Below are 25,458 nucleotides of genomic sequence, written 5' to 3'. Positions count from 1 at the left end.
TTCGAGTTCCGCATCAACGGCGAGGACCCCGGCCGGGGCTTCCTCCCCGCCCCCGGCACCGTCACCACCTTCGCCCCGCCGTCCGGCCCCGGCGTCCGCCTCGACGCGGGCGTGGAGTCCGGCTCGGTCATCGGCCCGGCCTGGGACTCGCTCCTGGCCAAGCTGATCGTCACGGGTGCCACCCGTGAGCAGGCGCTCCAGCGGGCCGCCCGCGCCCTCGCGGAGTTCACCGTCGAGGGCATGGCGACCGCCATCCCGTTCCACCGCGCGGTGGTGACGGACCCGGCGTTCGCCCCCGAACTGACCGGTTCCACGGACCCGTTCACGGTCCACACCCGCTGGATCGAGACCGAGTTCGTCAACGAGATCCAGCCCTTCGTCGCCCCCGCGGACATCGAGGCGGAGGAGGAGCCGGACCGCGAGACGGTTGTCGTCGAGGTCGGCGGCAAGCGCCTGGAGGTCTCCCTCCCGTCCTCGCTGGGCATGTCCCTGGCCCGCACCGGGCTCGCGGCGGGCGCCAAGCCCAAGCGCCGCGCCGCCAAGAAGTCCGGCCCGGTCGCCTCCGGCGACACCCTCGCCTCACCCATGCAGGGCACCATCGTCAAGGTCGCCGTCGAAGAGGGCCAAGAGGTCAACGAGGGCGACCTCATCGTGGTCCTCGAGGCCATGAAGATGGAGCAGCCTCTCAACGCCCACCGCTCCGGGACCATCAAGGGCCTGAGCGCGGAGGTCGGCGCGTCCGTCACGTCGGGCGCCCCGATCTGCGAGATCAAGGACTGAGACACGGTCGTACGACATCCGAGGCGCCCGGCGGACTGGAGCAGTCAGTCCGCCGGGCGCTTCATTTCCCCCGTACAGCAGGGGCACGCCGAGCGGACTCGCCCCGACGACGTGCGTCAGGCAGTCCAGTGGCACCAGCACGCCAGTGGTCGGCGTCAGCGCCGACGCATGTCCGCCACCCGCGCCCGCTCTCCCGGGGACTGCTCGCCCAGGACGGTGGCGCTGCGCAACTGCGGTCCGGCGCCCGGCACTTGGCCGCGTCGCGGACCGGGAAGCGGCGGCATGTCCCGGCGTGGCTGTTGGCGCCCCGCCGGGGCCGTATCGCCTCCCGCACCGCCTGCTGACGGCCCGGCCACCGCGATCTGCACCCCCTGGTCCGCCAGGGCCTGCAGTTCGGTGACCGCCCGGTCGTCGTGCGTGGGCGGCTCGTCCGTCACCAGGCGGGTGATCAGATCGGTCGGCACCGTCTGGAACATGGTGTCGGTGCCGAGCTTGGTGTGGTCGGCGAGGACGACGACCTCCGCGGCGGCCTGCACCAACGCGCGGTCGACGGACGCCGACAGCATGTTGGAAGTGGACAGCCCACGCTCGGCGGTGAGCCCGCTGCCCGACAGGAAGGCCCGGGAGACCCGCAGCCCCTGGAGGGACTGCTCGGCACCGGAGCCGACCAGGGCGTAGTTGGAACCGCGCAGGGTGCCGCCGGTCATCACGACCTCCACACGGTTGGCATGGGCCAACGCCTGGGCCACCAGCAGAGAGTTGGTGACGACGGTCAGCCCGGGTACCCGCGCGAGCCGGCGTGCCAGCTCCTGCGTGGTGGTGCCCGCCCCCACCACGATGGCCTCGCCTTCTTCGACGAGACCCGCGGCGAGATCGGCGATGGCCGTCTTCTCGGCGGTCGCGAGATGCGATTTCTGCGGAAAGCCGGACTCCCGCGTAAACCCGCCCGGCAATACCGCACCGCCGTGCCGGCGGTCGAGGAGTCCTTCTGCCTCCAGTGCGCGCACGTCCCGCCGTACGGTCACTTCGGAGGTCTGGACGACGCGGGCGAGCTCACGGAGCGACACGGCCCCGTTCGCTCGCACCATTTCGAGGATCAATTGGCGACGTTCTGCAGCGAACACGAAACTGACAGTAACCCCAACGACCGTCTGCTTTCAGCAGTTTGCGCCGAATAGCAGAAGTTGTTCGCATGGCAGCGTACGAAGTGGTATACGCGTCTACTCGCGCCGCTTATGCCGTACGAATGGTCGCACGCGTGGTCGGCAACTCCCCTTGACCAGCGGGAAGTCGCCGTGTGCCGTCAGCCCTCGCCCGACGTCTTCCGGGTGTGCAACTGCCGGGCGACCTCGGCGATCGAGCCCGAAAGGGAGGGGTACACGGTGAACGCGTTCGCGATCTGTTCGACCGTCAGATTGTTGTCGACCGCGATCGAGATGGGGTGGATCAGTTCCGAAGCACGCGGAGCGACGACCACACCGCCCACCACGATGCCGGTGCCCGGACGGCAGAAGATCTTCACGAAGCCGTCCCGGATGCCCTGCATCTTGGCGCGCGGGTTGCGCAGCAGCGGCAGCTTGACGGCGACGGCCTCGATCTTGCCGGCGTCGACGTCGGCCTGGGTGTAGCCGACGGTGGCGATCTCGGGGTCGGTGAAGACGTTCGAGGACACGGTCTTGAGGTTCAGCGGGGCCACCGCGTCACCGAGGAAGTGGTACATGGCGATGCGTCCCTGCATCGCCGCGACGGACGCGAGGGCGAAGACACCGGTCACGTCACCGGCGGCGTACACGCCGGGGGCGGTCGTCCTGGAGACCTTGTCGGTCCAGATGTGCCCGGAGTCCCTGACCTTGACCCCGGCCTCGTCCAGGCCCATCCCGCTGCTGTTCGGAATGGCGCCGACGGCCATCAGACAGTGCGAGCCACTGATGACCCGGCCGTCGGAGAGCGCGACCTCGACCCGGTCGCCGACCCGCTTGGCGGACTCGGCGCGGGAGCGGGCCATGACGTTCATGCCACGGCGCCGGAAGACGTCCTCCAGCACCGCCGCGGCGTCCGGGTCCTCGCCGGGCAGCACGCGGTCGCGGCTGGAGACGAGGGTGACGCGCGACCCGAGCGCCTGGTAGGCCCCGGCGAACTCGGCGCCGGTGACACCGGAGCCGACGACGATGAGCTCGTCGGGCAGCTCGTCGAGGTCGTACACCTGGGTCCAGTTCAGGATCCGCTCGCCGTCGGGCTGGGCGTCGGGCAGCTCACGGGGATGCCCGCCGGTCGCGATCAGCACGGCATCGGCGACGAGCGTCTCCTCGGTACCGTCGGCGGCCCGGACGACGACCTTGCGGGACCCGTCCAGCGCCTGCATGCCCTCGAGCCGCCCACGCCCGCGCAGCACCCGCGCCCCGGCCCGGGTCACGGACGCCGTGATGTCGTGCGACTGGGCCAGCGCCAGCCGCTTCACCCGGCGGTTGACCTTGCCGAGGTCGACCCCGACGACCCGCGCGGGCGCGTCGATGTGCGGGGTGTCATCGGCGACGATGATCCCCAGCTCCTCGTACGAGGAGTCGAAGGTGGTCATCACCTCGGCCGTGGCGATAAGGGTCTTCGACGGCACGCAGTCGGTGAGCACCGACGCCCCGCCCAGACCGTCGCAGTCGACGACGGTCACCTCCGCGCCGAGCTGCGCGGCAACCAGCGCCGCCTCGTACCCGCCGGGTCCGCCACCAATGATCACGATCCGAGTCACGTACTCCATTGTCCCGCACGCTTCAAGGTGCTTCCGCCCGGGGGGCCATGCCCCGCACATCCGAGCTCCATCTGTTACGCGAGAGGTGTCTGTGTTCGCTGCCGTACCCTCGACCCCATGTCGCTCTACGCCGCGTACGCCGGCAATCTCGACCCGCGGCTCATGACGCGCCGCGCTCCGCACTCGCCGCTGCGCGCCACCGGCTGGCTGAACGGCTGGCGGCTGACCTTCGGGGGCGAGCACATGGGCTGGGAAGGCGCGCTGGCCACCCTCGTCGAGGCGCCCCGCTCGCAGGTCTTCGTGGCGCTGTACGACGTCGCGCCCCTGGACGAGGACTCCCTGGACCGCTGGGAGGGCGTGGGCCTCGACATCTACCGCCGGATGCGGGTACGTGTGCACACGCTCGAGGGCGAGGAGCCCGCGTGGGTCTACGTCCTGAACGGGTACGAGGGCGGACTCCCCTCCGCGCGCTACCTCGGCGAGATCGCCGACGCGGCGGAGTCGGCGGGGGCACCCCACGACTATGTGATGGAGCTCCGCAAGCGGCCTTGCTGAGGTCGGTGGTCCAGCCGTTGTCGGAAACGACGGGCGACCCCTTCGTTGGAAACGACAAGACAACGATCGCAAGACCGCGAGCTCTGTCATCTACGCGCGTAGGCCTGGACCAGCTACCCTCATGCGCGTGAACGCATCTCTTCTTCCGGACGACATCCAGGGCGACCCCCACGCCGCCGCCGACGCCGCCGCCACCCGCCTGCGCGAGCTCACGGGCGCCGAGACCCACGACGTCGCGCTCGTGATGGGCTCTGGCTGGGCACCGGCCGTGGACGCCCTCGGCTCCCCCGAGGCCGAGTTCCCGGTCACCGAGCTGCCCGGGTTCCCCCCGCCGGCGGTCGAGGGGCACGGCGGCAAGATCCGCTCGTACAGGATCGGCGACAAGCGGGCCCTGGTCTTCCTGGGCCGCACCCACTACTACGAGGGCCGCGGGGTCGCCGCCGTCGCGCACGGCGTCCGTACGGCCGTCGCGGCGGGCTGCAAGACCATCGTCCTCACCAACGGCTGTGGTGGCCTGCGCGCGGACATGCGCCCCGGTCAGCCGGTGCTGATCAGCGACCACATCAACCTGACGGCCACCTCCCCGATCGTCGGGGCGAACTTCGTCGACCTCACCGACCTGTACTCGCCGCGGCTGCGCGCCCTGTGCAAGGAGATCGACCCCAGCCTGGAGGAGGGCGTCTACGCCCAGTTCACCGGGCCGCACTACGAGACGCCGGCCGAGATCCGGATGGCTCGCGTCATCGGGGCGGATCTGGTGGGCATGTCGACGGTCCTCGAGGCGATCGCCGCGCGCGAGGCGGGGGCGGAGGTGCTTGGTATCTCCCTCGTCACCAACCTCGCCGCCGGGATGACGGGCGAGCCCCTCAACCACGAGGAGGTCCTCCAGGCGGGCCGCGACTCGGCGACCCGCATGGGCGCACTCCTCACCCAGGTCCTGGACCGGCTGTAGGGTTCTCGCCCCCGCCGCCCCTACCCGTCCCATCCCCTGGGGGCTGCCGCCCCCAGACCCCCGCTTCGGCCTGAACGGCCTCGTCCTCAAACGCCGGACGGGCTGGGATACCTGGCGGGGGTTTGGGGGCGGGAGCCCCCAAGGACGGATGGGACGGGTAGGGGCGGCGGGGGCGAAAAACCACCCGCCCAGCCCACCCCTCCCCAAACAAAAATCGGCCCCGCCGGAAAACCCGGCGGGACCACAGAAACCTCTCACCAACCCCCGCGTCAGCGGCGAGCAACCCCCTCCGCCCGAGCCGCCGCAGCCACCGCCGCAGTCACCGCAGGCGCCACCCGCTCATCGAACGGCGACGGAATCACATAATCCGCGGCAAGATCGTCCCCCACCACAGAAGCCAACGCCTCGGCCGCCGCGATCTTCATCCCCTCCGTGATCCGCGACGCCCGAACCTGGAGCGCCCCGGCGAAGATCCCGGGAAACGCCAGCACGTTGTTGATCTGGTTCGGGAAGTCCGACCGCCCGGTGGCGACAACCGCCGCGTACTTGTGCGCGATCTCCGGATGCACCTCCGGATTCGGGTTGGCCATGGCGAACACGAACGCACCCTCGGCCATGGAAGCCACGGCCGGCTCCGGCACCGTACCGCCGGAGACCCCGATGAAGACGTCCGCACCCGCGAGCGCCGACTCCAGCGACCCCGACAGCCCCGCCTTGTTGGTGATCTCGGCGAGCTCCCGCTTGACGTCCGTCAGATCCTCCCGGTCCGCGGACACGACGCCCTTGCGGTCCGCGACGGCGACGTCACCGATGCCGGCCTCGAGGAGGAACTTGGCGATGGCGACCCCGGCCGCACCCGCGCCGGAGATCACCGCACGCAGATCACCGAGCGTGCGCCCAGTCAGCTTCGCGGCATTCCGCAACGCCGCCAGCGTCACCACCGCGGTCCCGTGCTGGTCGTCGTGGAAGACGGGAATGTCCAGCCGCTCCTGCAGCTTCCGCTCGATCTCGAAGCACCGCGGCGCCGAGATGTCCTCCAGGTTCACTCCACCGAAGGACGGCGCGAGGCGGACCACGGTCTCGACGATCTCGTCGACGCCCGTGCAGGCCAGCGCGATCGGCACGGCGTCCACACCGCCGAACTGCTTGAACAGGATCGCCTTGCCTTCCATGACCGGAAGGGAGGCCTCGGGACCGATGTCCCCGAGCCCCAGAACAGCCGTCCCGTCCGTCACCACAGCGACCACGGACGACTTCCACGTGTAGTCGTGGACGAGTTCGGGCCGCTCGGCGATCGCGGTGCACACCTTCGCCACGCCGGGCGTGTAGGCGAGGGACAGATCATCCTTGTCACGGACGGGCACAGTGGCCTGCACGGCCATCTTGCCGCCACGGTGCAGTGCGAACGCGGGGTCGATGGAATCGAGGGGCTCGCCCTCACGATCCTGCCCCGTACTGCTGTCGCCGCTGATGTCGCTAGTGCTCGCGGCGCGAGCATTGACGATCTCCGCTGCCACTGTCTTACCCCTTAAGTCTTCATTGATTTGAGGGTGACCACTCCTGGTTGAGGGGTGGGCGGGCACCGCGCATGCCCTGCCGCCGTGGTTGCGTACGGGCAGATACGCGACGGACGCGCCGCACACGCGCCCTGAGCCCCGGATGAGGGGTGTAAGGAACCTTCTTACCGGACGGACCACGTCACCGACGAGTCCATAACGCGAAGGTCACACGTCGGTGACATGACTCATAGCCGAATATGTGGACAAGTCGAGGACATACCCTCAAGACGCCGCAAGTACGGAGTAGCGGCCGCCCACATCCTGAGATCAACCGAAGATCTTCCGGCCGGAACGAAACATTCCCGCACAAGATGCGGCCCCGAGGGGGCGGCCTGTGACGGTTCGGGGGTCACCCGTTATCCGATTTTGACATAGCCGGTCCCCTGAAGGACGTAGCCCGAATGGCAAGATGCCGTCATCACAACAGGTCGCGACACCCGATGGTGTGTGTTCTCGTCGACCCATCGGCAACTCCCTCATCCGCCGGAGGAACCCAAGATGACCGCAAGCTCCACCCGTCGTACGACCGCCGCGCAGTCCCGGATAGCAGCGGTCGGTGCGATCGCGGTCGCCGGCGCCCTGGTACTCACCGGCTGCGGTGACCAGACCAAGGACGACAACAACTCGGGCAGCACGTCCGCGAGCGGCAGCTCGGCCCCGCTGGCCGACAAGCTCCCCCAGTCGATCCGTGACGCCGGCGTCATCAAGGTCGGCTCGGACATCGCGTACGCGCCGGTCGAGTTCAAGGACGACTCCGGCAAGACGGTCGGCATCGACCCGGACCTCGCGGACGCGATGGGCAAGCAGCTGGGTGTGAAGTTCGAGTTCGAGAACGGCACCTTCGACACCCTGATCACGGGCCTGCGCTCCAAGCGGTACGACATCGCCATGTCCGCGATGACGGACACCAAGGACCGCCAGGAGGGCGTCGACTCCGAGACGGGCAAGAAGGTCGGCGAGGGCGTCGACTTCGTCGACTACTTCACCGCGGGCGTCTCCATCTACACACCCAAGGGCAAGACCCAGAACATCGAGACCTGGGCCGACCTCTGCGGCAAGAAGATCGCGCTGCAGCGCGGCACGGTCTCGGAGGACCTCGCCAAGGCCGAGTCCAAGAAGTGCACGGGTGGCAAGAAGATCACCATCGAGTCGTACGACAACGACCAGCAGGCCCAGACCCGGCTGCGCGCCGGTGGCGCCGACGCCGGTTCCTCGGACTTCCCGGTCGCCGCGTACGCGGTGAAGACCTCGGGCGGCGGCAAGGACTTCGAGCTCGTCGGCGAGCAGGTCGAGGCGGCGCCGTACGGCATCGCGGTCGCCAAGTCCAACACCCAGCTCCGTGACGCTCTGCAGGCCGCGCTCGACGCGATCATCAAGAACGGCGAGTACGACAAGGTCATCGCGAAGTGGGGCGTCGAGGCCGGCGCCGTGAAGACGGCGACGGTCAACGGCGGCGAGTGACCGCGGAACCGAGCGGGCACTGAAAGGCAACAACATCCGTGACTGTTGACATCGACAAGACGGCCGGGCCGGAGGACACTCCCCCGGCCGGACCGGAGGCCATCAAGGCGATCCCGGTCCGGCACTACGGGCGGTATGTCTCCGCGGTCGTCGCGATCGCGCTCCTGGGCTCCGTGGTCTACGCGTTCTCCCAGGGCAAGATCAACTGGGGTGCGATCCCCGACTACTTCTTCGACGACCGCATCCTCGCGGGCGTGGGCAAGACGCTGCTGCTGACGGTCCTGGCCATGGTGATCGGCATCGGCGGCGGCGTCCTGCTCGCCGTCATGCGCCTGTCGAAGAACCCGGTGACCTCGTCCATCTCGTGGTTCTACATCTGGTTCTTCCGCGGCACGCCCGTCCTGGTGCAGCTGGTGGTCTGGTTCAACCTGGGCCTGGTCTTCGAGTACATCAACCTCGGGCCGATCTACAAGGACTACTGGTCCGACTTCATGACGCCGTTCCTGACGGCGCTGCTGGGCCTGGGCCTGAACGAGGCCGCGTACATGGCCGAGATCTGCCGGGCCGGTCTGCTGTCGGTCGACGAGGGCCAGACCGAGGCCAGCCACGCGCTGGGCATGAGCCACAGCAAGACGCTGCGCCGGATCGTCATCCCGCAGGCGATGCGCGTCATCGTGCCCCCCACGGGCAACGAGGTCATCAACATGCTGAAGACGACCTCGCTGGTGGCCGTGATCCAGTACTCCGAGCTGTTCCGCGTCGCCCAGGACATCGGCCAGACCTCCGGCGCCCCGGCCGAGATGCTGTTCCTCGCCGCCGCCTGGTACCTGCTGCTGACCTCGGTGTTCAGCGTCGGCCAGTACTACCTGGAGCGGTACTACGCCCGCGGCTCCAGCCGCACCCTGCCGGCCACGCCGTTCCAGAAGATCAAGGCGAACATGCTCTCCCTCGCAAGCTGGAGGCGATGACCCATGACCAGCACCGCAATGGTCAAGTCCGAGGGCGTCCACAAGTCCTTCGGCCACGTCGAGGTCCTCAAGGGCATCGACCTGGAGGTCAAGACCGGCGAGGTCTTCTGCCTCATCGGCCCCTCCGGCTCCGGCAAGTCGACGTTCCTCCGGTGCATCAACCACCTCGAGAAGATCAACGCCGGTCGCCTGTACGTCGACGGCGAGCTGGTCGGCTACCGCCAGAAGGGCGACAAGCTGTACGAGCTCAAGGACAGCGAGGTCGCGGTGAAGCGCCGGGACATCGGCATGGTCTTCCAGCGCTTCAACCTGTTCCCGCACATGACGGCGCTCGAGAACGTCATGGAGGCGCCGGTCCAGGTCAAGGGAGCCGGCAGGGCCCAGGCGCGTGAGCGCGCGGGCCAGCTGCTGGAGCGGGTGGGCCTGGCCGACAAGGCCGCCAACTACCCCTCACAGCTCTCCGGCGGCCAGCAGCAGCGCGTCGCCATCGCCCGCGCGCTGGCGATGGAACCGAAGCTGATGCTCTTCGACGAGCCGACCTCGGCCCTCGACCCGGAGCTGGTCGGCGACGTCCTCGACGTCATGCGCGACCTCGCCGAGTCCGGTATGACGATGATCGTCGTCACCCACGAGATGGGCTTCGCCCGCGAGGTGGGCGACTCGCTGGTCTTCATGGACGGCGGTGTGGTGGTCGAGTCCGGCCACCCGCGCGACGTCCTGACCAACCCGCAACACGAGCGGACGCAGTCGTTCCTGTCGAAGGTGCTCTGACGATACGTACAGATTCTGACGGTACGTAAGGAAAGGGGCGGTACGAGAGTCTCGTACCGCCCCTCCGTCGTGTCCGCCCTCCCCGGCCCACCGGGTGGCACGGACCGTCTCACCCTTCCAGTGCGGCGAGGGACCCCGCAGGACGCGGAAGAGGCGGTACGGATTTTCCGTACCGCCTCAACCAGCGCACCGCGGAGGCTACTTGACGGCGAGCACCAGCGCGTCGGAGGGCGAGCGCCACACGGGCCGGGCCTCCCCGAAGCCCTTTTCGCGCAGCACGCGCGCGTGCCAGTCGGCGGACGGGGTGTCGCCCTCGGCGTGCTCGCCGTAGATCTCGAAGCGGCGGGCGGTCGGCGCGGCGAGGACGGGGTCCTGGGCGGCCAGCTCCCACCATCCGGACCAGTCGAGAACACCCTTCACCCTGGCCTCATCCATCCGGGCGTGCCGCTGCGCACGCTCCGCCGCGTTGATCCGGGGCGTGGATTCGTCGATCATGTGGTCGGCGTTCATGAAGACACCGCCGTCGCGGACGAGTTCCGCGACCTGCCCGTAGAGAGCCGCGAGGGGTTCGCTGTGCAGCCAGTGCAGGGCCGTGGCGGTCAGGACGGCGTCGTACGAGTCGTAGGGCAACCGTGCCGTCCACCGCGGGTCCTTGAGGTCGGCCGTGACGAAGGTGACCCGGTCGTCGCCCGCGAAGGTGCCCTCGGCGATGGTGAGCAGCGCGGGGTCGAGGTCGACGCCGGTGCTGGTGGCCTTCGGGAGCCGGTCGAACAGCCGGGCCGTGATGGTGCCGGTGCCGCAGGCGAGGTCGAGGACGCGCGGCTCGGGCCCGACGACGGCCTCGACCATGTCGAGCATCACCCGGAAGCGCTCCTCGCGGTCCGGCATGTACCACTCCTGCTGCCGGTCCCAGCTCTCCTGCCAGGCGTGCCAGTCGGTTCCGGTGGTGATGCCCATGGAAGCCCCTTCTCCCCGCACTCAGGTAATACCCTGTAAGCACGATCATCTGTTACCCGACCGCACGCACGACGATAAAGCGCCCCCGTAAGGACTACAAGTGGAACTGGCCTATTACTCGGATTACGCGGTACGCCTCGTCAACACCGAGGAGCCGACCCGGGGCAAGGACTCACTCACCTCGGTCGAGGCCGTCCGCGACCTCTTCGGAGGCAACGCGTCGGCGGCCCGCCGCGCCACGGACGCGGACGTGACGCGCTTCCGCTCGGTCCGCGCGAGGCTGCGCGCCGTCTTCGAGGCGGCGGACGGCGGCGACGAGACCCTGGCGGTGGACCTGCTGAACTCCCTGCTCCTGGAGTTCCCCGTCAGCCCGCAGATCTCCGGCCACGACTTCCGTGACGACGACGGGCGCCCGCTGTGGCACATGCACCTGGCGGACCACCCGTCGAACGCGACCGCGGGCTACGCGGCGATCGCCGCGATGGGCCTGGCGTTCCACCTGACGGAGTACGGCGTCGACCGCCTGGGCCTGTGCGAGGCGACCCCCTGCCGCAACGCCTACCTGGACACCTCCACCAACCGCTCCCGGCGCTACTGCTCGGACCGTTGCGCGACCCGCGCCAATGTGGCCGCCTACCGCGCCCGCAAGCGCCTGGAGGCGGACCGGTCGGACAGCACCGGCCTTGCGGCCCCCAGCACCCACCGCACCACCGCGAGCGGCGACCGCTGACCCTCCTTGAGGGGCCGGAACCGCAGCCGCACCTTCCCGAGGACAAGCTCCTCGGGCACGGTCCCGTAGTCGGTGCTGTCCCCTCCGGCGTAGGCGTTGTCGCCGAGCACCCACCACCCGCCCTCGCGCCGCTCCGCGACCCGCTTGACCACGAGCAGGTCCTGCTGGAACGGATGACGCAGCACCACCACGTCACCGGGCCCGACCCTGGCCCCGTACTGCACGACGAGCCGATCCCCGTGCTGGAGCGTGGGAACCATGGACGGCCCCGTCACCTCGGCCGCCCCGAACGGCAGCACAGCCCTCCCACGCTCGGTCTCCTGCGACAGCTCCGGCATCCCCGGCACCTCCCCGGTCCTATCCTCCACCAGTCCCAGTTTCACCCTGGACTTTTGTCCTAAGCCCATGGGGGCACTCGCGAAATCCGGTCTCCTACGGAGTAATGTCCCACCTGAGAAGACGATCACGAGGAAGGACAGCTCAATGCTCTCCCGCCTGTTTGCCCCCAAGGTCAAGGTCAGCGCACACTGCGACCTGCCCTGCGGTGTGTACGACCCGGCCCAGGCCCGCATCGAGGCGGAGTCGGTGAAGGCCGTGCAGGACAAGATGGCCGCCAACGACGACCCGCACTTCCAAGCGCGCGCCACCGTCATCAAGGAGCAGCGCGCCGAGCTCGCCAAGCACCACGTCTCGGTGCTCTGGAGCGACTACTTCAAGCCCCCGCACTTCGAGAAGTACCCGGAGCTGCACCAGCTGGTCAACGACGCCCTGAAGGCCCTCTCGGCCGCCAAGGCATCCACTGACCCGGCCACGGGCCAGAAGGCGCTGGACTACATCGCCCAGATCGACAAGATCTTCTGGGAGACCAAGAAGGCTTGATCTGTGCCTAGGCAGTCTGGCCCGCGTTTTCGCGGGTCACATCGCCTACCTGTCCGCACCCGGTCCGCAGGCCGCCGAGAACGGCGTCCATGGCGGTCCGGGTGCGGTCTTTTTCGCCCGGCCAGAGGTCTCCGCCGCCTGGAGTGCGCGGCGAGCGCAGTTCCATTCGGTCTTCCAACGACGGCAGTCGAGGGGTTCACCCCTTGACCAAGTCGGTTCTCCCTTGGGTTGGTCAGCTGAGTACGCGTACTCAGGCTCACTGCGTCGCTCAGCCCTGACGCAGCCGATCTGCGCTTCCCATGATGGTGTCCTCTGCGTCGAGAGAGGTGCTTATGGGTCGTGACCTACAGCTGCGTGCTGCCACTCCGGAGGATCTTGAGTGGATCTACGAGCTACGTCACCGGGTGTATGCGCAGGAGCTGGGCCAGCATGTGCCGGATCCGGCCGGGCGGCTTCGCGACGGGCTGGACGGCGACAACGTCTACCTGGTCGCGGCGCGAGGAGCGGCCCGAATCGGCTTTGTCAGCCTGACTCCGCCCTGGTTGGGGCGGTACGCGCTGGACAAGTACCTGACCCGCGACGAGCTGCCGCTGCTGACCGAGGACGATCTGTTCGAGGTACGCATCCTCACCGTCGAGCCGCGCTGGCGGGCCACCGCGGCGGCACCGCTGCTGATGTGGGCGGCGCTGCGCTGGATCGCCGCCCGGGGCGGTCGCCGGGTGGTGGCGATGGGGCGCACCGAGCTGCTCAACCTGTACCTGGCCGTCGGCCTGCGCCCGGTCGGCCGTACCGTCCGCAGCGGTGCGTTGACGTTCGAGGTGCTGACCGGCAGCGTGGCCGAGCTGACGAAGGTCACGATGGACCGCCACCGCACCACGTTGGAGCGCCTGCGGTCCGAGGTGGACTGGCAGCTGGACGTGGCGTTCGCACCCCGGCCGGACGGCTGCGAACACGGCGGCGCCTCGTTCACCGCCATCGGCACGGACTTCCGTAGCCTGCACCGCCGCCATCAGGTGGTCGCGGCCGACGTGCTGGACGCCTGGTTCCCGCCGGCCCCAGGGGTGCGGGCGGCGCTCGCGGAAGATCCGGCCTGGGCCGCCCGGACCTCGCCGCCGACCGGCGCCGAGGGCCTGCTGGCGGAAATCGCCGCGGCCCGGGCGCTTCCGGTGGAGACGCTCGCGGTCGGCGCCGGGTCATCCGACTTGATCTTCAGGGCGTTCGGCCGGTGGCTGACCCCGGAGAGCAGGGTGCTTCTGATGGACCCGGGCTACGGCGAGTACGCCCATGTCACGGAGAGGGTGATCGGATGCCGGGTGGACCGCTTCCGGTTGCGCCGCGAAGACGGCTGGCGGATCGATCCGGCCCGGCTGTCCGCTGCCGTCGGGTCCGGCCGCTACGACCTTGTGGTGGTGGTCAACCCGAACAACCCGACCGGACGCCACGCGCCGGCCGCGGAACTGCGCTCGCTGATCGCCTCCGCGCCGGCCCGCACCCGCTGGTGGATCGACGAGGCATACCTGGGCTATGTCGACCTGAGCGAGTCGCTCGCCGGCCTCGCCGCGACGGACCCGCGGGTGGTGGTCTGCACCTCACTGTCCAAGATGTACGCGCTGTCGGGCATGCGGGCCGCCTATCTGGTGGCCGAGCCGACCACCGCGGCGCAGCTACGCCGATGGACGCCGCCCTGGCCGGTCAGCCTCCCGGCGCAGCTGGCCGCAGTGGCAGCCCTGCGCGACCCGGCGTACTACAGCGACTGCTGGCTTCGCACCCACGCGCTGCGCCGGCAACTGGCTGCCGACCTGGCCGGGTTGGACGAGGACGTGGTGGTCGAGGAGGCCGTGGCGAACTTCCTCACCGTGACCCTGCCGTCCGGCGGGCCGAGTGCCGCGCAAGTGGTGAACGAGTGCCGCCGTCGCGACGTATACCTGCGCGACCTGTCGCCGATGTCGTCGGAGTACCAGGGGCGCACCGTGCGTCTCGCGGTCAAGGACACCGCTGAGAATGCGCGCATGGTGGCCGCATGTCAGGCCGCCCTGGACGTGCTGCGACCGGGTTCGGCCTCGCTCGTTCCGATGCCTTCGGGGGCTCCCGTACCTTCGGTGGTTCCCGCGGCCGGATCCGCTCGATGATGACCGTGGCCTCCCTGGCGCCCTACCTCGGTGGGGCGCTGGCCCTTGGCGGCATTGCGGTGGCGGTGTCCCGGCGCCGTGAGCTGCTGATCCGGTGGTGCGCCTGGGCGGTCGGGGTGCCACTGGTCACCGGGGCGTTCTGGTGGGGCCGCCCGGGCACCGCGGCCATCGCCATCGTGGTCGGGGTGATTGCGGTGATCGAGTTCGGCGGGCTGATGCAACTGGGCCGGGTGGACCGGGGGGTGCTGGCCGCGGCGGTGGCAGGCGTGGTGCTGGCCGCCTGGTTGGCGCCCGGACAGGAGCTCCGGGCGGTCGCGATCGGGGCGCTCGCGGTGGCCGCGGTGCCGCTCCTGGCCGGCGACGCCGACCACGGCCTGCGTCGGCTGGGCGCCAACCTGCTCGGGCTGGCCTGGCTGAGTGTGCTGGCCGCGCTGGTGCCGCTCGGGGCAAGCGCGCTTGCGCTGTTCGTGGCGGTCTCCCTCGCCGACATCGTGGCGTACTTCGCCGGTCGAGGGCTGGGCGGGCCGCGGCTGTCGCCCCTGTCACCGGCCAAGCGGTGGAGCGGGACCCTGGCAGGGGCCTCGGCCGGCCTCGGCGTGCTCGCCGTACTGTCCGCACTGAGCTGGCCGATGGCGGTTGCGGTGGCGGTCGGCGGCCCGGCCGGCGACCTTCTCGAATCCATGATCAAAAGAGGTGCACAGGTGAAGGACGCGGGCCGTTGGCTACCCGGCTCCGGCGGCCTGCTGGACAGGATCGATTCGCTGCTCATCGCACTGGCTGTCCTGCTTGTCCTGCGCTGAGTTGAGGTTGATCCCCCTTACAGGGCTTTCGATACGCGGCCCACAGGGCGGCTCTGACGGCCGGTCGGACACTCTGGATCCCTCTGGATCCCGGCAAGGACCGACCTGAACGGCCACGAAATACGGAACCCCGAGGCAGTCCAGTCCTCCACCCGCTACAACTGGCTCGGTGCCGATCAGCACCCCACCGAAACCCGCCGCCGAAACCCGCCACCGAAACGCTCCACCGAAACCCCTGAAAGCGGACCGATGAAACGGAACATCAACCTCCTGAAGGGCGCCGCGGAGGTCATCGCATGCCTGGTCCTCGCCGGACTCTGCATCGCGCTGGCGGTGTCGGGAGAGGCCATCGCCTGGTTGTTCGGCTTCGGAAGCCTGACGTATGCCTGGGACGTGTGGCGCAGGTCCAGCAGGGCGAGGACCGGTACGGATCCGATGGGTCGGCACGAACGCTGATCCACCCCGTTGGTGGGAATCGTTGGCCGCGTCGGTATTCAGCCGCCGTCCGACGGTTCCTCCGTCCAGCGGAACCACGCCTTGTCCCCGTCGATGTGCAGCAGGAAGTCGGCCACGGGATGGTCGGGGGCGACGAGGGTGACGGCGGCGGCCACCTTCTCGTACGCCGCCTCCCATTCCTCGTACGCCTCGTCGATACGGGCGACGAGGGCCAGCTCCCGGTCGAAGAGGGGGCGTAGTTCCGCGAATCCGGGCCTTCCGACGAAGCGGCCGTGCAGCCAGGGGAAGTCCGCCTCCTCGATGACGATCTCGCCGACCACGCCCGACGGGCCGAGCAACCGCCAGGTCTCTCCGACGAAGGTCATGGCGGCTCCTGATGCTGTCCGTGGACGGTGTCCGTGGACGGCATCGTGCCAGGTGGCCCCGCTGGGAAGCCACCGTGAAACCGCCCCGATGCCGCCGTGAAGCCGCTCGCCCCCACGCTCCTCCCATGACCACGACACCGGCCACCTCATCGGCCGCCACATCGCCCGCCACCCCGACCGGCACCTCACCCGGCCAGGCCGCCACGGCGACAGGACTGCGCAAGGCGTACGGCGATCACGTCATCCTCGACGGGATCGATCTGGCCGTCGCCGAGGGCACCGTCTTCTCGCTGCTCGGGCCGAACGGGGCAGGCAAGACCACGATCGTGCAGATCCTGTCGACGCTGACCGGCGCCGACGGCGGCGAGCTGCGGGTCGGCGGGCACGACCCGGTGCGCGACCCGGACGCCGTACGCGCCCAGATCGGAGTCACGGGACAGTTCGCGGCGGTGGACGGCATGCTCACCGGCGAGGAGAACCTGCTGCTGATGGCCGATCTGCATCATCTGGGCCGGCGGGAGGGCAAGCGGCGGGCCGCGGAGTTGCTGGAGCGGTTCGATCTGACCGGCGCGGCGAAGAAGCTGCCCGCCGCGTACTGGTTGGACGCGGAGTCCATCGAGACCGAGAGCCTGACCGTGCACACCCCCGACCCCGACGACGTCTACGCCCTCGGCGCCGGGATCGACCCCACGGGCGGCGGTGACTAGGGCCTGTCCGGCGGATCAGGTCGGAGAGAAGCAGCGGCGCCTTGTCAGCTCAGGTGAGCGGGGTCTGGTGCGTCGAGCTGCAAGGCGGAGGAGGGCGTCGACGCGATGGGGGTCCCCCCTGTTCGAGCGAAGCCGAGAACTTGGGGGAGTCGGCAACCGACGACAACGCCGCAGATCGGCGCACCAGACCCCGCGTCTCCGGCATGATCCGCCGGACAGGCCCTAGGTCGACTACGTGGCGCCCGGCATCATCCTGATGGCCGCGACCTCCGGGGCCATCTCGGTCGCGGTGTCCGTTGGAAGCCGCGCAGCGCAGAGGAAGGTCAGCTCGGTGGTCACTCGAGCAGGTTAGCGAGCGGGCCGGCCCCGACGGGCTTCGTACGGCCCCCGCCCGCTGTCAGTGCCGCGTGCCATCCTGAAGAAATGACTCTGGAGGATCTGGTCCGGCTGCGCCGGACACGGGACCGGATGGACCGTGAGTACGCGGAGCCGCTGGACGTGGCCGCCCTCGCGCGCACCGCGCTGATGTCGCCCGGCCACTTCCAGCGAAGCTTCCGGGCGGCGTACGGCGAGACGCCGTACAACTATCTGATGACCCGCCGCATAGAACGGGCCAAGGTCTTGCTGCGCCGCGGCGACCTGACGGTCACGGAGGTCTGCCTCGCCGTCGGTTGTACATCGCTGGGTTCCTTCAGCTCCCGCTTCACCGAGCTGGTCGGCGAGACCCCGAGCGCATACCGGGCCCGCCCGCACGACCACGGCGCCCCCATCCCGCCCTGCGTGGCCCAGCGACTCACCCGCCCGGCCCGCCACCGCAATCCGGAAGCAGAGCCGGGGACACGCCTCTAGCGTGAGACCCATGAACGGAATGGACAGAACCGTGGACACCGTGGACCTGAAACTCTCCCAGTGCTTCATAGCCGTGGACGACCACGACAAGGCGCTCGCCTTCTACCGAGACGTGCTGGGCCTGGAAGTCCGGGGTGACGTCGGGTTCGAGGGCATGCGCTGGGTGACGGTCGGCTCGCCGCTCCAGCCGGACGTGGAAATCGTCCTGGAGCCCCCCGCCGCGGACCCGAACACCTCCCCCGCCGACAAGCAGGCCATGGCCGAGCTCCTCGCCAAGGGCGTCCTGCGCGGCGTCATCTTCTCCACCACCGACTGCGATGCCCTCTACGCACGCGTCCAGGCCTCCGGCGCCGATGTCCTCCAGGAGCCGATGGACCAGCCGTACGGCGTCCGCGACTGCGCCTTCCGCGACCCGGCGGGCAACCTCCTGCGCTTCACCGAGCGGCGCGGCGACTGAGCTGCCCGGGGTGCCGGGAGGACGGGATCGCGCGGGCGGCAGACTACGTCTGTGTGTTCTGCGGAAGCGGGCTGCCCGTGACCTGGAACATCTGAAGTCGGAGGAGTTCCGAGCAGTCAGGAGTCACCGCTGTGCCGTCCGCACGCCCCCGCGTCCTCTACGTCAGTGACCTGGCCTATCCGGCCAAGGGGCGGCGGTACTGCGACGAGGACATCTTCCTCACCTCCCGACTGCGGGAGGAGTTCGACATCGCCGTATGCCATCCGCTGGACGTGGCCGCGCTGATGGACGGTTTCGACGCCGTGGTGGTGCGCAACAGCGGGCCGGTGCTGAACCACCAGGCGGAGTACGAGGCGTTCCGCGAGCGTGCGCTCGCGGATGGCGTACGCGTGTACAACCAACTGTCGGGCAAGGGCGACATGGCGGGGAAGGAATACCTGCTGGAGCTGACCGCGGCCGGATATCCGGTCATCCCCACCGTCGACCGCGCGCAGGACGTGGGACGGCTGCCGGACGTCGACACGTACGTCGTGAAGCCGAAACTGGGAGCGGACTCCATAGGCCTGGAGTTCGTGGCGCGCGACCGGCTCGCCGAACTGTCGTACGACGGCATCCTCGTCCAGCCACGCATCGATTTCCGCTACGAGGTGTCCTTCTACTTCATCGATCGCACCCTCCAGTACGCCCTGTATGCGCCCCGCCCGGACGAGCGCTGGTCCCTGGAGCCGTACGAACCGACCGAGCGGGACCGGGAGTTCGCGCAGCGCTTCGTCGACTGGAACGACATCGCGTACGGCATCCAGCGCGTGGATGCCTGCCGGGCCCCCGACGGTGAGCTGCTCCTCGTGGAGCTGGAGGACCTCAACCCGTATCTTTCGCTCGACGTTCTTTCCGCCTCCACCCGGGACGCCTTCGTCGCCCGCGTGAAAACGTCGTTGCGCGCACTGATCGAACAGGAGACGGTACGAGCCGCACGTACCGACTGGCTGAACGGGAGCGGCAGATACCGATGACAGAACCCATCCGGTGGGTCTACGCCTTCATCGACCGGCCCGTGAAGGAGTTCGGGCCGGCCTGTGACTTCTGGACCGCGGTCACGGAGACGAGACCGTCCGAACCACGCGGCGAACAGGGCGAGTTCGTGACCCTGCTCCCGGACGGATCCGATGCCTGCCTGAAGGCGCAGGGCGTCGGTGGGCAGGCGCAGGGCGACGGCGGCGCCCATCTCGACCTCGCCGTCGAGGACGTGTCGGCGCTGGTGCAGTCGGCCCTGCGACTCGGCGCCGAGGTCGTCGCCGACCACCCGGGGTGGTCCGTACTGCGCTCCCCCGGCGGCCAGCTGTTCTGCGCGGTCCGGTGGCAGAGCGAGTCGGCCCGGCCACCCGTGGTCGCGGGCCCCACCGGCGCCACCAGCCGCCTCGACCAGGTCTGCCTCGATGTGGCACCCGCCCTCTTCGAGGCCGAAGTCGCCTTCTGGGCCGACCTCACCGGATGGGAGTCCCACCGGGGCGCGCTCCCGGAGTTCCATCTGATCAAGCCGCCCGCCACGCTGCCGGTCCGCATCCTCCTGCAACGTCTCGGCACCGCCCGCCCCGCCTCCGCCCACCTCGACATCGCCTGCTCGGACATCGAGGCGGTCCGCGCCCACCACGAAGACCTCGGCGCCACGCTCGTCGGCCGCGGGGCCCGCTGGACCGTCATGCGGGACCCGGCCGGCGGCACGTACTGCCTGACGGGCCGCGACCCGGACACAGGCAGCCTCCCCGGCTAGGCCCGGTCGGCTAGGCCCCGTCGGCTAGGCCCCGTCGGCTTGGGCCCGCTCCCCGGACCGGCCCGCCTCCCACACCTCCACGTCGATCACGGCCGCCACCGGAATCGGCCCGTAGATGTGCGGAAACTCCTCGCCGCCGGGCTCCGCGGCCTCGTACCGCACCGGCACTCCCAGCCGGTCCTCGTCGATGACCAGGACCACCAGTTCGTCGGGCCCGGCGTACGAGCCGTACAGGAAGGACGCCACTCCCGGAAGCTGGTGCCGCAGTGAGCAGTGGATGAAGCCCTCCTCCTGGAGGGTGCGGCCACGGGTGGACATCTCGTACGTACCGGTCTCCCGGGCCGCGTCCCACAGGGCGCGCTCGGTCACATGGACAAGAGGTTCGGACATGCCGCAAGGTTAGGCCCCGACGCCATGAGGCACACCGGAATGAGGCGCCGCCCCGGGAGGCCGCGCCCCTCCGGTACCTCGTCATCCGCCCTGCGTGGTCTGCCGTTCTTCCTTGACCGGCTCCTCGGGACGAGCCCGGGGCTCATGGTCGGACTGATCGGCGTTCGCTCCGCACTCGGGGTTCCGGCAAGGTCCCGGACCCCAGACGGGGACGAACGCGCCCAGCGTCTTGTGGCGCCGTACGACCGTGGCGGCGACCGGTTGCCGGCAGACGGGGCAGACATACTCATCGGTGCCCATGTCTTCAGGGTATTGCGGAACCGGTCTCAGTGCTTCCTGCTGTACGTCCGCACGAAGACCCCGTTCTTGAAGGCACGCGCGTCGTCGAGCACGAACTCCGAGACGCGGAAGTCGGCGGCGAACATCGGCATCCCGGAGCCCAGGACCACCGGGTACGTCTTGATGACCAGTTCGTCCACCTCGTCGAACAGCGCACCCGCGAGCCGCGCGCCGCCGCACAGGTAGATGCCGAGCTCGCTCTCCTCGGCCTTGAGCTCACGGATCTTTCCGACGAGGTCGCCGGAGACGATCTCCACATGCGGGTCGGGCGACTCCGTCAGGCTGCGCGAGGCGACGTACTCGCGCAGATGGGCGTAGGGGCTGGTGACTCCGAGGTCGAGCGCCAGGTCGTAGCTGGCACGGCCCTGGATGATCGTGTCGAACCTCCGGTTCGCCAGTTCGTCGATGCCGAGCGGGCGGCGGCCGTGGGTCGGCAGGGTCTCGGGGTACTCCGCCTTGAGGAAATCCTCCATGTACTCCTCGTCGACGAACGGAACGAAGAACTGCGCGTCGCCGTCCGGCGCTCCGATGAAGCCGTCGATCGAGCAGGCGATGAAGTACGTGAGCTTGCGCAAGCGGGTCTCTTTTCGTCAGCGGTTCGTTTACGGCGCCTCAACCACTGCAGTTATAGTGCTTCACCTGTAGTGGTTGCAAGGCAATTCCGAAAGAGGCACCGGCATGGCAAGGAACCCGGAGCGCAGGGCCGCTCTCGTCGACGCAGCCGTGGCTGTGCTGGCCCGCGAGGGTGCGCGCGGGCTGACGTTCCGCGCGGTGGACGGGGAGGCGGCCGTGCCGGTCGGCACCTCGTCGAACTACTTCACCGACCGCGACGACCTGCTCTTCCAGATCGACGCCCACCTCCACCGGCGCCTCGCACCGGATCCCACCGTGCTCGCCGAGCTGCTGAAGGGGCCGCGGGACCGCTCACTGGTGCTGGAGTTCATGCGTGACCTGCTGGCCCGCGCGACGCGCGACCGCACGGGCTACCTCGCCCTCTTCGAGATGCGCCTGGAGGCCACCCGCCGCCCGGCGCTGCGCGCCTCGTACACCCGATCGGTGCGCGGGGACCTCGAGGACGGCATGGAGTTCCACCGCGGTGCCGGCCTGCCCGGCGGCGACGGCGCAGTGACGGTGCTCTATCTCGCCATGCTCGGGCTGCTCCTGGAGCAGCTGACACTGCCGGGGGTACTGGACGGCGTACTGCCCGGTGTCGCCGTCCCGGACGGGCTGGTCGAGTTGATCGTGACGACGATCGTGCCGGAGGACCGAGAAGGCGAGGAGGGCGAGGAGGGCTAGCTCTGGGGCCGGTCCAGGGGTGCGTCCTGGGATTCGCCCCGGGACTCCCCCTGCGGCTCGCGCCACATCGGCCACATCGGAGGACCGTCCGGCAGATCCACCGTACGGCCCGTGAAGACGAAGCCGAGGCGCTCGTACAGCTCGCGGCTGCGGGCGCTGCTCGCCTCCAGATAGGCGGGCAGGCCCGCCCGGTCGCAGCGGTCCAGGACCGGCTGCATGAGCGCGGTGCCGAGCCCCTCGCCCTGGCGGTCGGGCGTCACCGCGATCAACCACAGATACTCGTGGGCGCGCCCGACCGGGTGCACCCGGCCCGTCAGGCGGCCCACCAGCTCGACGCGCTCATTGTCCGGATCGACGGCCGCACGCAGCTGCGCGGGCCCGTCACCCTCATCGACGTGGTCGCCGTCGGCCGCGGCGGGCACGGACAGCCACAGCGCGCACGCCGAGCCGTCCTCGGTGAGGTCGACGCGGCCCTCTGCGAGCACGATGTCGAGGAACATCCCCATCAACCGGGGATGCGTGCTGCCGCGGTGCGCTGTGTCGGGGAAGATCCAGCTGCTCACCGGGTCGCCCTGGAACGCCTCGTCGAGCAGCCTGGTGACCAGCTCGCGATCACCCTCGCCCGCCGTCCGGATCCCCACACCCATGTTCCGCTCCCGCCCCTCCGCCTCAACTGCCGTAGATCATATGGCAGTTGCAGGCAAGCCGGGGCGCCACGGAAAAAGGGGCCGGCCCCGCGCACCGTGGGGATGCGCGGGACCCGCCCGAGCCGGAGCCCGGTGCCGTACGGAGGTCAGGTGCCGTACGGCCCTGGCGGCCCCGGGGTCTTCAACCGTCGCTCCCTGCCGACGGCTTCAGTTGCTGCGCCGCGTCACGAACTCCGCGAGCGCAAGGAGGCCGCCCGCCGCCTCCGGTTCGGGGACCGCCCGGGACAGCTCGTGCATCGCCCGGGACATCCGGTCGGCCGCCTGGAGCTGCGCCCAGTCGCGGCCGCCCGCCCGCTCGACAGCCAGCACCGTGCGCTCCAGCTCCCCTTCCTGGTACGGAATTCCGTACAGATCGGCGAGTTCCGTGGCCGCCGGGGTGCCGGTGGCGAGCGCGGCCACCACGGGCAGAGACTTCTTGCGGGCGATGAGGTCCGCCCCGGCCGGCTTGCCGGTGCGGCTCGGGTCCCCCCAGATCCCGATCACGTCGTCGATCAGCTGGAAGGCGAGCCCGGCCTCCCTGCCGAACGCGTCGAGCGCCTCGACGTCTTCGTCGTCGGCCCCCGCATACAGCGCCCCCAGCGCGCAGGCGCAGCCGAGCAACGCGCCCGTCTTCGCCTCGGCCGTCGCGAGGCACTCGTCGAGGGTGACCTCGCCGGGGCCGCGCTTCTCCATGGACGTGTCCGCGTGCTGTCCCGCGCACAGCTCGACGACGCAGGACGCCAGCCGGGCGGCGGCGGCCGCGGACGCCGGGTGCGGGTCCTCGGCGAGCAGCCGCTGGGCCAGCGCCTGCAGGGAGTCTCCGGCGAGGATGGCGTCGGCGTCGCCGAACACGGTCCACGCGGTGGGGCGGTGTCTTCGGGTGGTGTCCCGGTCCATGACGTCGTCGTGCAGCAGCGTGAAGTTGTGGATCAACTCCACGGCGGCGGCCGCTCGTACGGCCGTCGCGTGCTCACCGCCGAGCGCCCGGGCGGCGGTCAGCACGAGGGCGGGGCGGATCGCCTTGCCCGCGTTCCCGGCCGCCGGGGTGCCGTCCGCGTGCTCCCAGCCGAAGTGGTAGAGCGCAATCCGGCGCATCGAACCCGGCAGCGAGTCGATGGCCCTACGCAGTTCGGGGTCGACGGACGCCCGCGTGCGCTCCAGGATGCCCGCCGCTTCCTGCCCGTCGAGCCGGTCGGGCCGGACCTGCCTTTTCATGGGCCTCCCGGTGGAGCTCCGCCCGTCGAGGCTCTCGGCCGGGCTCTGCTCGGCTCCGGGTGGTCCCGCCAGGCCGGGCGGGACCACCGAGGGCGGCGTCCCGATGGTCACCGCCAGCGGCCGATCTCTACGTTCTCCAGGATGCCGAGGGCGTCCGGCACAAGCACGGCGGCCGAGTAGTACGCCGTCACCAGGTAGGAGATGATCGCCTGCTCGTTGATACCCATGAAGCGCACCGACAGGCTCGGCTCGATCTCGTCCGGGATGCCCGCCTGCTGAAGCCCGATGACGCCCTGCTCGGCCTCCCCGGTACGCATGGCGATGATCGAGGTGGTCCGGGCATCGCTGACCGGAATCTTGTTGCACGGGAAGAGCGGGACGCCGCGCCAGGTCGGGATGCGGTTGCCCGCGATCTCGATGCTCTCGGGGACCAGGCCGCGCCTGTTGCACTCGCGGCCGAACGCGGAGATCGCGCGCGGGTGAGCGAGGAACAGCTTGGTGCCGCGCCTGCGGCTGAGCAGTTCGTCGAGGTCGTCGGGGCCGGGGACACCGTCGTGGGGCTGGAGCCGCTGGTCGTACTCGCAGTTGTTGAGCAGCCCGAACTCGCGGTTGTTGACGAGCTCGTGCTCCTGGCGCTCCTTCAAGGCCTCGACGGTGAGGCGGAGCTGCTGCTCCGTCTGGTTCATCGGCTGGTTGTAGAGATCGGCCACACGCGTGTGCAGGCGCAGCACGGTCTGGGCGATGCTCAGTTCGTACTCGCGCGGCGCGGCCTCGTAGTCCACGAAGGTGCCGGGGATGTCCGGCTCGCCGGTGTGGCCGGCCGCGAGGTCGATCTCCTTCTCGCCGTACTTGTTGGTGCGCTGCTCCGGAACCGCGCGCAGCATCTGGAGGTGGGTGCGCAGGGACTCGGCGCGCTCCGCGACCTGCTCGAGGTCCTGGCGGGGCAGCGTGAGCACGGTGACCGCGGTGACCGCGCGGGCCGTGTACTCCCAGATGGCGTCGGGGTCGATGAGCGCCTGCTCGCCGAAGTACGCGCCGTCGGCGAGGACGCCGAGGATCGCGTCGTCGCCGTACGGGCCCGTGCCGATCTTCTCGACCTTGCCGTGCGCGAGCAGGAACACCTCGTCGGCCTGGCTGCCGAACGAGGCGAGCACTTCGCCCGCTGCGAACTCGCGCTGCTGGCAGCGCTGGGCGAGCTCGCCCAGCACCTCCTGGTCCTCGTACGACCGCAGCACGGACAGCTCGCCGAGCTCCGCGGGGATGACCTGCACCCGGTCACCGGTCTTCACGAATGTCACACGGCCGTCGCCCACGGAATAACTGAGCCGCCGGTTCACGCGGTACGTGCCACCCTGCACGTTCACCCACGGAAGCATGCGCAGCAGCCACCGTGAACTGATCTCCTGCATCTGGGGTGCGGACTTGGTGGTGGTGGCCAGGTTCCGCGCGGCGGATGTGCCGAGACTCTGCTGCGGCTTGCCCTGACCCTCGCGAACCTCTTCGCCTACCGACATGAAATAGCCCTCCCGGTCATGCACTGATCTGCGAGGACCAGCCTTCCATCACTGAGCGTGCCGGTGCTATTACACGAATGAGCGGGAATGGATCAGGGTGGATTGGGCAGAGGACCCGATTCTGTCGAT

At 69.8% G+C, this 25,458-nt stretch carries 28 protein-coding genes and 1 pseudogene; 17 read left to right on the top strand and 12 right to left on the bottom strand.

The genetic code is table 11. From position 1 onward, the window contains the following. Window positions 1-780, top strand: a 780-nt coding sequence (locus tag ACX28W_RS21595) for an acyl-CoA carboxylase biotin carboxyl carrier protein subunit (protein ID WP_459000635.1), incomplete at its 5' end; no start/stop codon positions are given. A 155-nt stretch (window positions 781-935) separates the two neighbouring features. On the opposite strand, the gene ACX28W_RS21590 is transcribed toward ACX28W_RS21595, so the two are convergent. Beyond that, window positions 936-1,904: a DeoR/GlpR family DNA-binding transcription regulator gene (locus ACX28W_RS21590; RefSeq protein ID WP_459000634.1), complete on the bottom strand. Its 969-nt coding sequence runs from the start codon at window positions 1,902-1,904 to the stop codon at window positions 936-938. A 179-nt stretch (window positions 1,905-2,083) separates the two neighbouring features. Beyond that, complete coding sequence (locus ACX28W_RS21585) at window positions 2,084-3,532, bottom strand: NAD(P)H-quinone dehydrogenase (protein WP_459000633.1); 1,449 nt, start codon at window positions 3,530-3,532, stop codon at window positions 2,084-2,086. Between the two features lie 108 nt (window positions 3,533-3,640). Between ACX28W_RS21585 and ACX28W_RS21580 the strand changes: the two genes are divergently transcribed. Both ACX28W_RS21580 and ACX28W_RS21575 read left to right on the top strand, forming a co-directional pair. Continuing rightward, window positions 3,641-4,078: a gamma-glutamylcyclotransferase gene (locus tag ACX28W_RS21580; protein WP_362082450.1), complete on the top strand. Its 438-nt coding sequence runs from the start codon at window positions 3,641-3,643 to the stop codon at window positions 4,076-4,078. Window positions 4,079-4,205: 127 nt separating this feature from the next. After that, entirely contained in the window at window positions 4,206-5,030 is an 825-nt protein-coding gene (locus ACX28W_RS21575) for a purine-nucleoside phosphorylase (protein ID WP_362082447.1), read from the top strand. Between the two features lie 269 nt (window positions 5,031-5,299). On the opposite strand, the gene ACX28W_RS21570 is transcribed toward ACX28W_RS21575, so the two are convergent. Beyond that, entirely contained in the window at window positions 5,300-6,547 is a 1,248-nt protein-coding gene (locus ACX28W_RS21570) for an NAD(P)-dependent malic enzyme (RefSeq protein ID WP_459000632.1), read from the bottom strand. Window positions 6,548-7,087: 540 nt separating this feature from the next. On the opposite strand from ACX28W_RS21570, the gene ACX28W_RS21565 reads away from it, so the two are divergent. Genes ACX28W_RS21565 through ACX28W_RS21555 form a run of 3 tightly spaced genes read left to right on the top strand, consistent with a single transcriptional unit; the run spans window position 7,088 to window position 9,789 of the window. Beyond that, entirely contained in the window at window positions 7,088-8,050 is a 963-nt protein-coding gene (locus ACX28W_RS21565; protein WP_459000631.1) for an ABC transporter substrate-binding protein, read from the top strand. A 38-nt stretch (window positions 8,051-8,088) separates the two neighbouring features. Beyond that, window positions 8,089-9,018, top strand: a complete 930-nt coding sequence (locus ACX28W_RS21560; RefSeq protein WP_362088108.1) for an amino acid ABC transporter permease — start codon at window positions 8,089-8,091, stop codon at window positions 9,016-9,018. A gap of 18 nt (window positions 9,019-9,036) precedes the next feature. After that, window positions 9,037-9,789 carry an amino acid ABC transporter ATP-binding protein gene (locus tag ACX28W_RS21555; RefSeq protein WP_459000645.1) on the top strand — a complete coding sequence of 251 codons (753 nt, stop codon included), beginning with the start codon at window positions 9,037-9,039 and terminating at the stop codon, window positions 9,787-9,789. A 198-nt stretch (window positions 9,790-9,987) separates the two neighbouring features. Here ACX28W_RS21555 and ACX28W_RS21550 read toward each other — a convergent pair whose 3' ends face one another. Continuing rightward, complete coding sequence (locus ACX28W_RS21550) at window positions 9,988-10,746, bottom strand: class I SAM-dependent methyltransferase (protein WP_459000630.1); 759 nt, start codon at window positions 10,744-10,746, stop codon at window positions 9,988-9,990. Between the two features lie 100 nt (window positions 10,747-10,846). Between ACX28W_RS21550 and ACX28W_RS21545 the strand changes: the two genes are divergently transcribed. Continuing rightward, complete coding sequence (locus tag ACX28W_RS21545; protein ID WP_459000629.1) at window positions 10,847-11,476, top strand: CGNR zinc finger domain-containing protein; 630 nt, start codon at window positions 10,847-10,849, stop codon at window positions 11,474-11,476. Here the strand turns inward: ACX28W_RS21545 and sodX are convergent. Continuing rightward, on the bottom strand, window positions 11,380-11,814 hold the full coding sequence (gene sodX / locus ACX28W_RS21540) for a nickel-type superoxide dismutase maturation protease (protein WP_459000628.1): 435 nt from the start codon (window positions 11,812-11,814) through the stop codon (window positions 11,380-11,382). The two genes, ACX28W_RS21545 and sodX, sit on opposite strands and share 97 nt — an antisense overlap. Window positions 11,815-11,959: 145 nt before the next feature. Between sodX and sodN the strand changes: the two genes are divergently transcribed. The 4 genes from sodN (at window position 11,960) to ACX28W_RS21520 (ending at window position 15,740) form a co-directional block, all read left to right on the top strand. Continuing rightward, the gene (gene sodN / locus ACX28W_RS21535; protein WP_005480378.1) at window positions 11,960-12,355 is read left to right on the top strand and encodes a superoxide dismutase, Ni; all 396 of its coding nucleotides are present in this window, start codon (window positions 11,960-11,962) and stop codon (window positions 12,353-12,355) included. 332 nt (window positions 12,356-12,687) lie between these two features. After that, window positions 12,688-14,484, top strand: coding sequence for an aminotransferase class I/II-fold pyridoxal phosphate-dependent enzyme (locus ACX28W_RS21530; RefSeq protein ID WP_459000627.1), 1,797 nt, complete (start codon window positions 12,688-12,690; stop codon window positions 14,482-14,484). Then, on the top strand, window positions 14,481-15,284 hold the full coding sequence (locus ACX28W_RS21525) for a phosphatidate cytidylyltransferase (RefSeq protein WP_459000626.1): 804 nt from the start codon (window positions 14,481-14,483) through the stop codon (window positions 15,282-15,284). Before ACX28W_RS21530 ends, ACX28W_RS21525 begins: the two co-directional genes overlap by 4 nt. 249 nt (window positions 15,285-15,533) lie before the next feature. Next, on the top strand, window positions 15,534-15,740 hold the full coding sequence (locus ACX28W_RS21520) for a hypothetical protein (RefSeq protein WP_459000625.1): 207 nt from the start codon (window positions 15,534-15,536) through the stop codon (window positions 15,738-15,740). A 38-nt stretch (window positions 15,741-15,778) separates the two neighbouring features. On the opposite strand, the gene ACX28W_RS21515 is transcribed toward ACX28W_RS21520, so the two are convergent. Continuing rightward, window positions 15,779-16,105 carry a hypothetical protein gene (locus ACX28W_RS21515; protein ID WP_459000624.1) on the bottom strand — a complete coding sequence of 109 codons (327 nt, stop codon included), beginning with the start codon at window positions 16,103-16,105 and terminating at the stop codon, window positions 15,779-15,781. Between the two features lie 125 nt (window positions 16,106-16,230). On the opposite strand from ACX28W_RS21515, the pseudogene ACX28W_RS21510 reads away from it, so the two are divergent. The 5 genes and pseudogenes from ACX28W_RS21510 to ACX28W_RS21490 form a co-directional block, all read left to right on the top strand. Then, window positions 16,231-16,701 (top strand): annotated as a pseudogene (locus tag ACX28W_RS21510) (ATP-binding cassette domain-containing protein); the annotation flags it as partial. 534 nt (window positions 16,702-17,235) lie between these two features. After that, entirely contained in the window at window positions 17,236-17,661 is a 426-nt protein-coding gene (locus ACX28W_RS21505; protein WP_362088125.1) for a helix-turn-helix transcriptional regulator, read from the top strand. A 40-nt stretch (window positions 17,662-17,701) separates the two neighbouring features. Further along, window positions 17,702-18,118, top strand: a complete 417-nt coding sequence (locus tag ACX28W_RS21500) for a VOC family protein (protein ID WP_459000644.1) — start codon at window positions 17,702-17,704, stop codon at window positions 18,116-18,118. Window positions 18,119-18,249: 131 nt separating this feature from the next. Next, window positions 18,250-19,131: an ATP-grasp domain-containing protein gene (locus tag ACX28W_RS21495; protein ID WP_459000623.1), complete on the top strand. Its 882-nt coding sequence runs from the start codon at window positions 18,250-18,252 to the stop codon at window positions 19,129-19,131. Continuing rightward, window positions 19,128-19,889: a VOC family protein gene (locus tag ACX28W_RS21490; RefSeq protein WP_459000622.1), complete on the top strand. Its 762-nt coding sequence runs from the start codon at window positions 19,128-19,130 to the stop codon at window positions 19,887-19,889. Before ACX28W_RS21495 ends, ACX28W_RS21490 begins: the two co-directional genes overlap by 4 nt. 24 nt (window positions 19,890-19,913) lie before the next feature. Here ACX28W_RS21490 and ACX28W_RS21485 read toward each other — a convergent pair whose 3' ends face one another. The 3 genes from ACX28W_RS21485 to ACX28W_RS21475 form a co-directional block, all read right to left on the bottom strand. Further along, window positions 19,914-20,279 (bottom strand): DUF952 domain-containing protein, encoded by a 366-nt coding sequence (locus tag ACX28W_RS21485; protein WP_459000621.1) that lies wholly within the window; start codon window positions 20,277-20,279, stop codon window positions 19,914-19,916. An 81-nt stretch (window positions 20,280-20,360) separates the two neighbouring features. Further along, window positions 20,361-20,579 carry a hypothetical protein gene (locus ACX28W_RS21480; protein ID WP_459000620.1) on the bottom strand — a complete coding sequence of 73 codons (219 nt, stop codon included), beginning with the start codon at window positions 20,577-20,579 and terminating at the stop codon, window positions 20,361-20,363. 26 nt (window positions 20,580-20,605) lie between these two features. Further along, window positions 20,606-21,193 carry a dihydrofolate reductase family protein gene (locus ACX28W_RS21475; RefSeq protein WP_459000619.1) on the bottom strand — a complete coding sequence of 196 codons (588 nt, stop codon included), beginning with the start codon at window positions 21,191-21,193 and terminating at the stop codon, window positions 20,606-20,608. 103 nt (window positions 21,194-21,296) lie between these two features. Between ACX28W_RS21475 and ACX28W_RS21470 the strand changes: the two genes are divergently transcribed. Further along, window positions 21,297-21,914 (top strand): TetR/AcrR family transcriptional regulator, encoded by a 618-nt coding sequence (locus ACX28W_RS21470; RefSeq protein ID WP_459000618.1) that lies wholly within the window; start codon window positions 21,297-21,299, stop codon window positions 21,912-21,914. Here the strand turns inward: ACX28W_RS21470 and ACX28W_RS21465 are convergent. The 3 genes from ACX28W_RS21465 to ACX28W_RS21455 form a co-directional block, all read right to left on the bottom strand. Next, window positions 21,911-22,561 (bottom strand): GNAT family N-acetyltransferase, encoded by a 651-nt coding sequence (locus ACX28W_RS21465; RefSeq protein WP_459000617.1) that lies wholly within the window; start codon window positions 22,559-22,561, stop codon window positions 21,911-21,913. The genes ACX28W_RS21470 and ACX28W_RS21465 overlap by 4 nt on opposite strands. A 207-nt stretch (window positions 22,562-22,768) precedes the next feature. Further along, window positions 22,769-23,815 carry a family 2 encapsulin nanocompartment cargo protein polyprenyl transferase gene (locus ACX28W_RS21460; protein ID WP_459000616.1) on the bottom strand — a complete coding sequence of 349 codons (1,047 nt, stop codon included), beginning with the start codon at window positions 23,813-23,815 and terminating at the stop codon, window positions 22,769-22,771. 107 nt (window positions 23,816-23,922) lie between these two features. Then, window positions 23,923-25,329, bottom strand: a complete 1,407-nt coding sequence (locus ACX28W_RS21455) for a family 2B encapsulin nanocompartment shell protein (protein WP_459000615.1) — start codon at window positions 25,327-25,329, stop codon at window positions 23,923-23,925. Between the last annotated feature and the right edge of the window lie 129 nt (window positions 25,330-25,458).

The sequence above is a fragment of the Streptomyces sp. SD15 genome (genome assembly GCF_054462255.1).
Note: the sequence above shows the minus strand (reverse complement) of the source record. Positions and strands in the feature narration are given on the sequence as shown.

Coding starts and splice junctions, on each gene's coding strand:
- ACX28W_RS21585 (WP_459000633.1), bottom strand. CDS start 3,532: ATGGAGTACGTGACTCGGATCGTGATCATTGGTGGCGGACCCGGCGGG.
- ACX28W_RS21580 (WP_362082450.1), top strand. CDS start 3,641: ATGTCGCTCTACGCCGCGTACGCCGGCAATCTCGACCCGCGGCTCATG.
- ACX28W_RS21565 (WP_459000631.1), top strand. CDS start 7,088: ATGACCGCAAGCTCCACCCGTCGTACGACCGCCGCGCAGTCCCGGATA.
- ACX28W_RS21555 (WP_459000645.1), top strand. CDS start 9,037: ATGGTCAAGTCCGAGGGCGTCCACAAGTCCTTCGGCCACGTCGAGGTC.
- ACX28W_RS21550 (WP_459000630.1), bottom strand. CDS start 10,746: ATGGGCATCACCACCGGAACCGACTGGCACGCCTGGCAGGAGAGCTGG.
- sodX (WP_459000628.1), bottom strand. CDS start 11,814: ATGCCGGAGCTGTCGCAGGAGACCGAGCGTGGGAGGGCTGTGCTGCCG.
- sodN (WP_005480378.1), top strand. CDS start 11,960: ATGCTCTCCCGCCTGTTTGCCCCCAAGGTCAAGGTCAGCGCACACTGC.
- ACX28W_RS21530 (WP_459000627.1), top strand. CDS start 12,688: ATGGGTCGTGACCTACAGCTGCGTGCTGCCACTCCGGAGGATCTTGAG.
- ACX28W_RS21525 (WP_459000626.1), top strand. CDS start 14,481: ATGATGACCGTGGCCTCCCTGGCGCCCTACCTCGGTGGGGCGCTGGCC.
- ACX28W_RS21520 (WP_459000625.1), top strand. CDS start 15,534: ATGAAACGGAACATCAACCTCCTGAAGGGCGCCGCGGAGGTCATCGCA.
- ACX28W_RS21515 (WP_459000624.1), bottom strand. CDS start 16,105: ATGACCTTCGTCGGAGAGACCTGGCGGTTGCTCGGCCCGTCGGGCGTG.
- ACX28W_RS21505 (WP_362088125.1), top strand. CDS start 17,236: ATGACTCTGGAGGATCTGGTCCGGCTGCGCCGGACACGGGACCGGATG.
- ACX28W_RS21490 (WP_459000622.1), top strand. CDS start 19,128: ATGACAGAACCCATCCGGTGGGTCTACGCCTTCATCGACCGGCCCGTG.
- ACX28W_RS21485 (WP_459000621.1), bottom strand. CDS start 20,279: ATGTCCGAACCTCTTGTCCATGTGACCGAGCGCGCCCTGTGGGACGCG.
- ACX28W_RS21480 (WP_459000620.1), bottom strand. CDS start 20,579: ATGGGCACCGATGAGTATGTCTGCCCCGTCTGCCGGCAACCGGTCGCC.
- ACX28W_RS21470 (WP_459000618.1), top strand. CDS start 21,297: ATGGCAAGGAACCCGGAGCGCAGGGCCGCTCTCGTCGACGCAGCCGTG.
- ACX28W_RS21465 (WP_459000617.1), bottom strand. CDS start 22,561: ATGGGTGTGGGGATCCGGACGGCGGGCGAGGGTGATCGCGAGCTGGTC.
- ACX28W_RS21460 (WP_459000616.1), bottom strand. CDS start 23,815: ATGAAAAGGCAGGTCCGGCCCGACCGGCTCGACGGGCAGGAAGCGGCG.
- ACX28W_RS21455 (WP_459000615.1), bottom strand. CDS start 25,329: ATGTCGGTAGGCGAAGAGGTTCGCGAGGGTCAGGGCAAGCCGCAGCAG.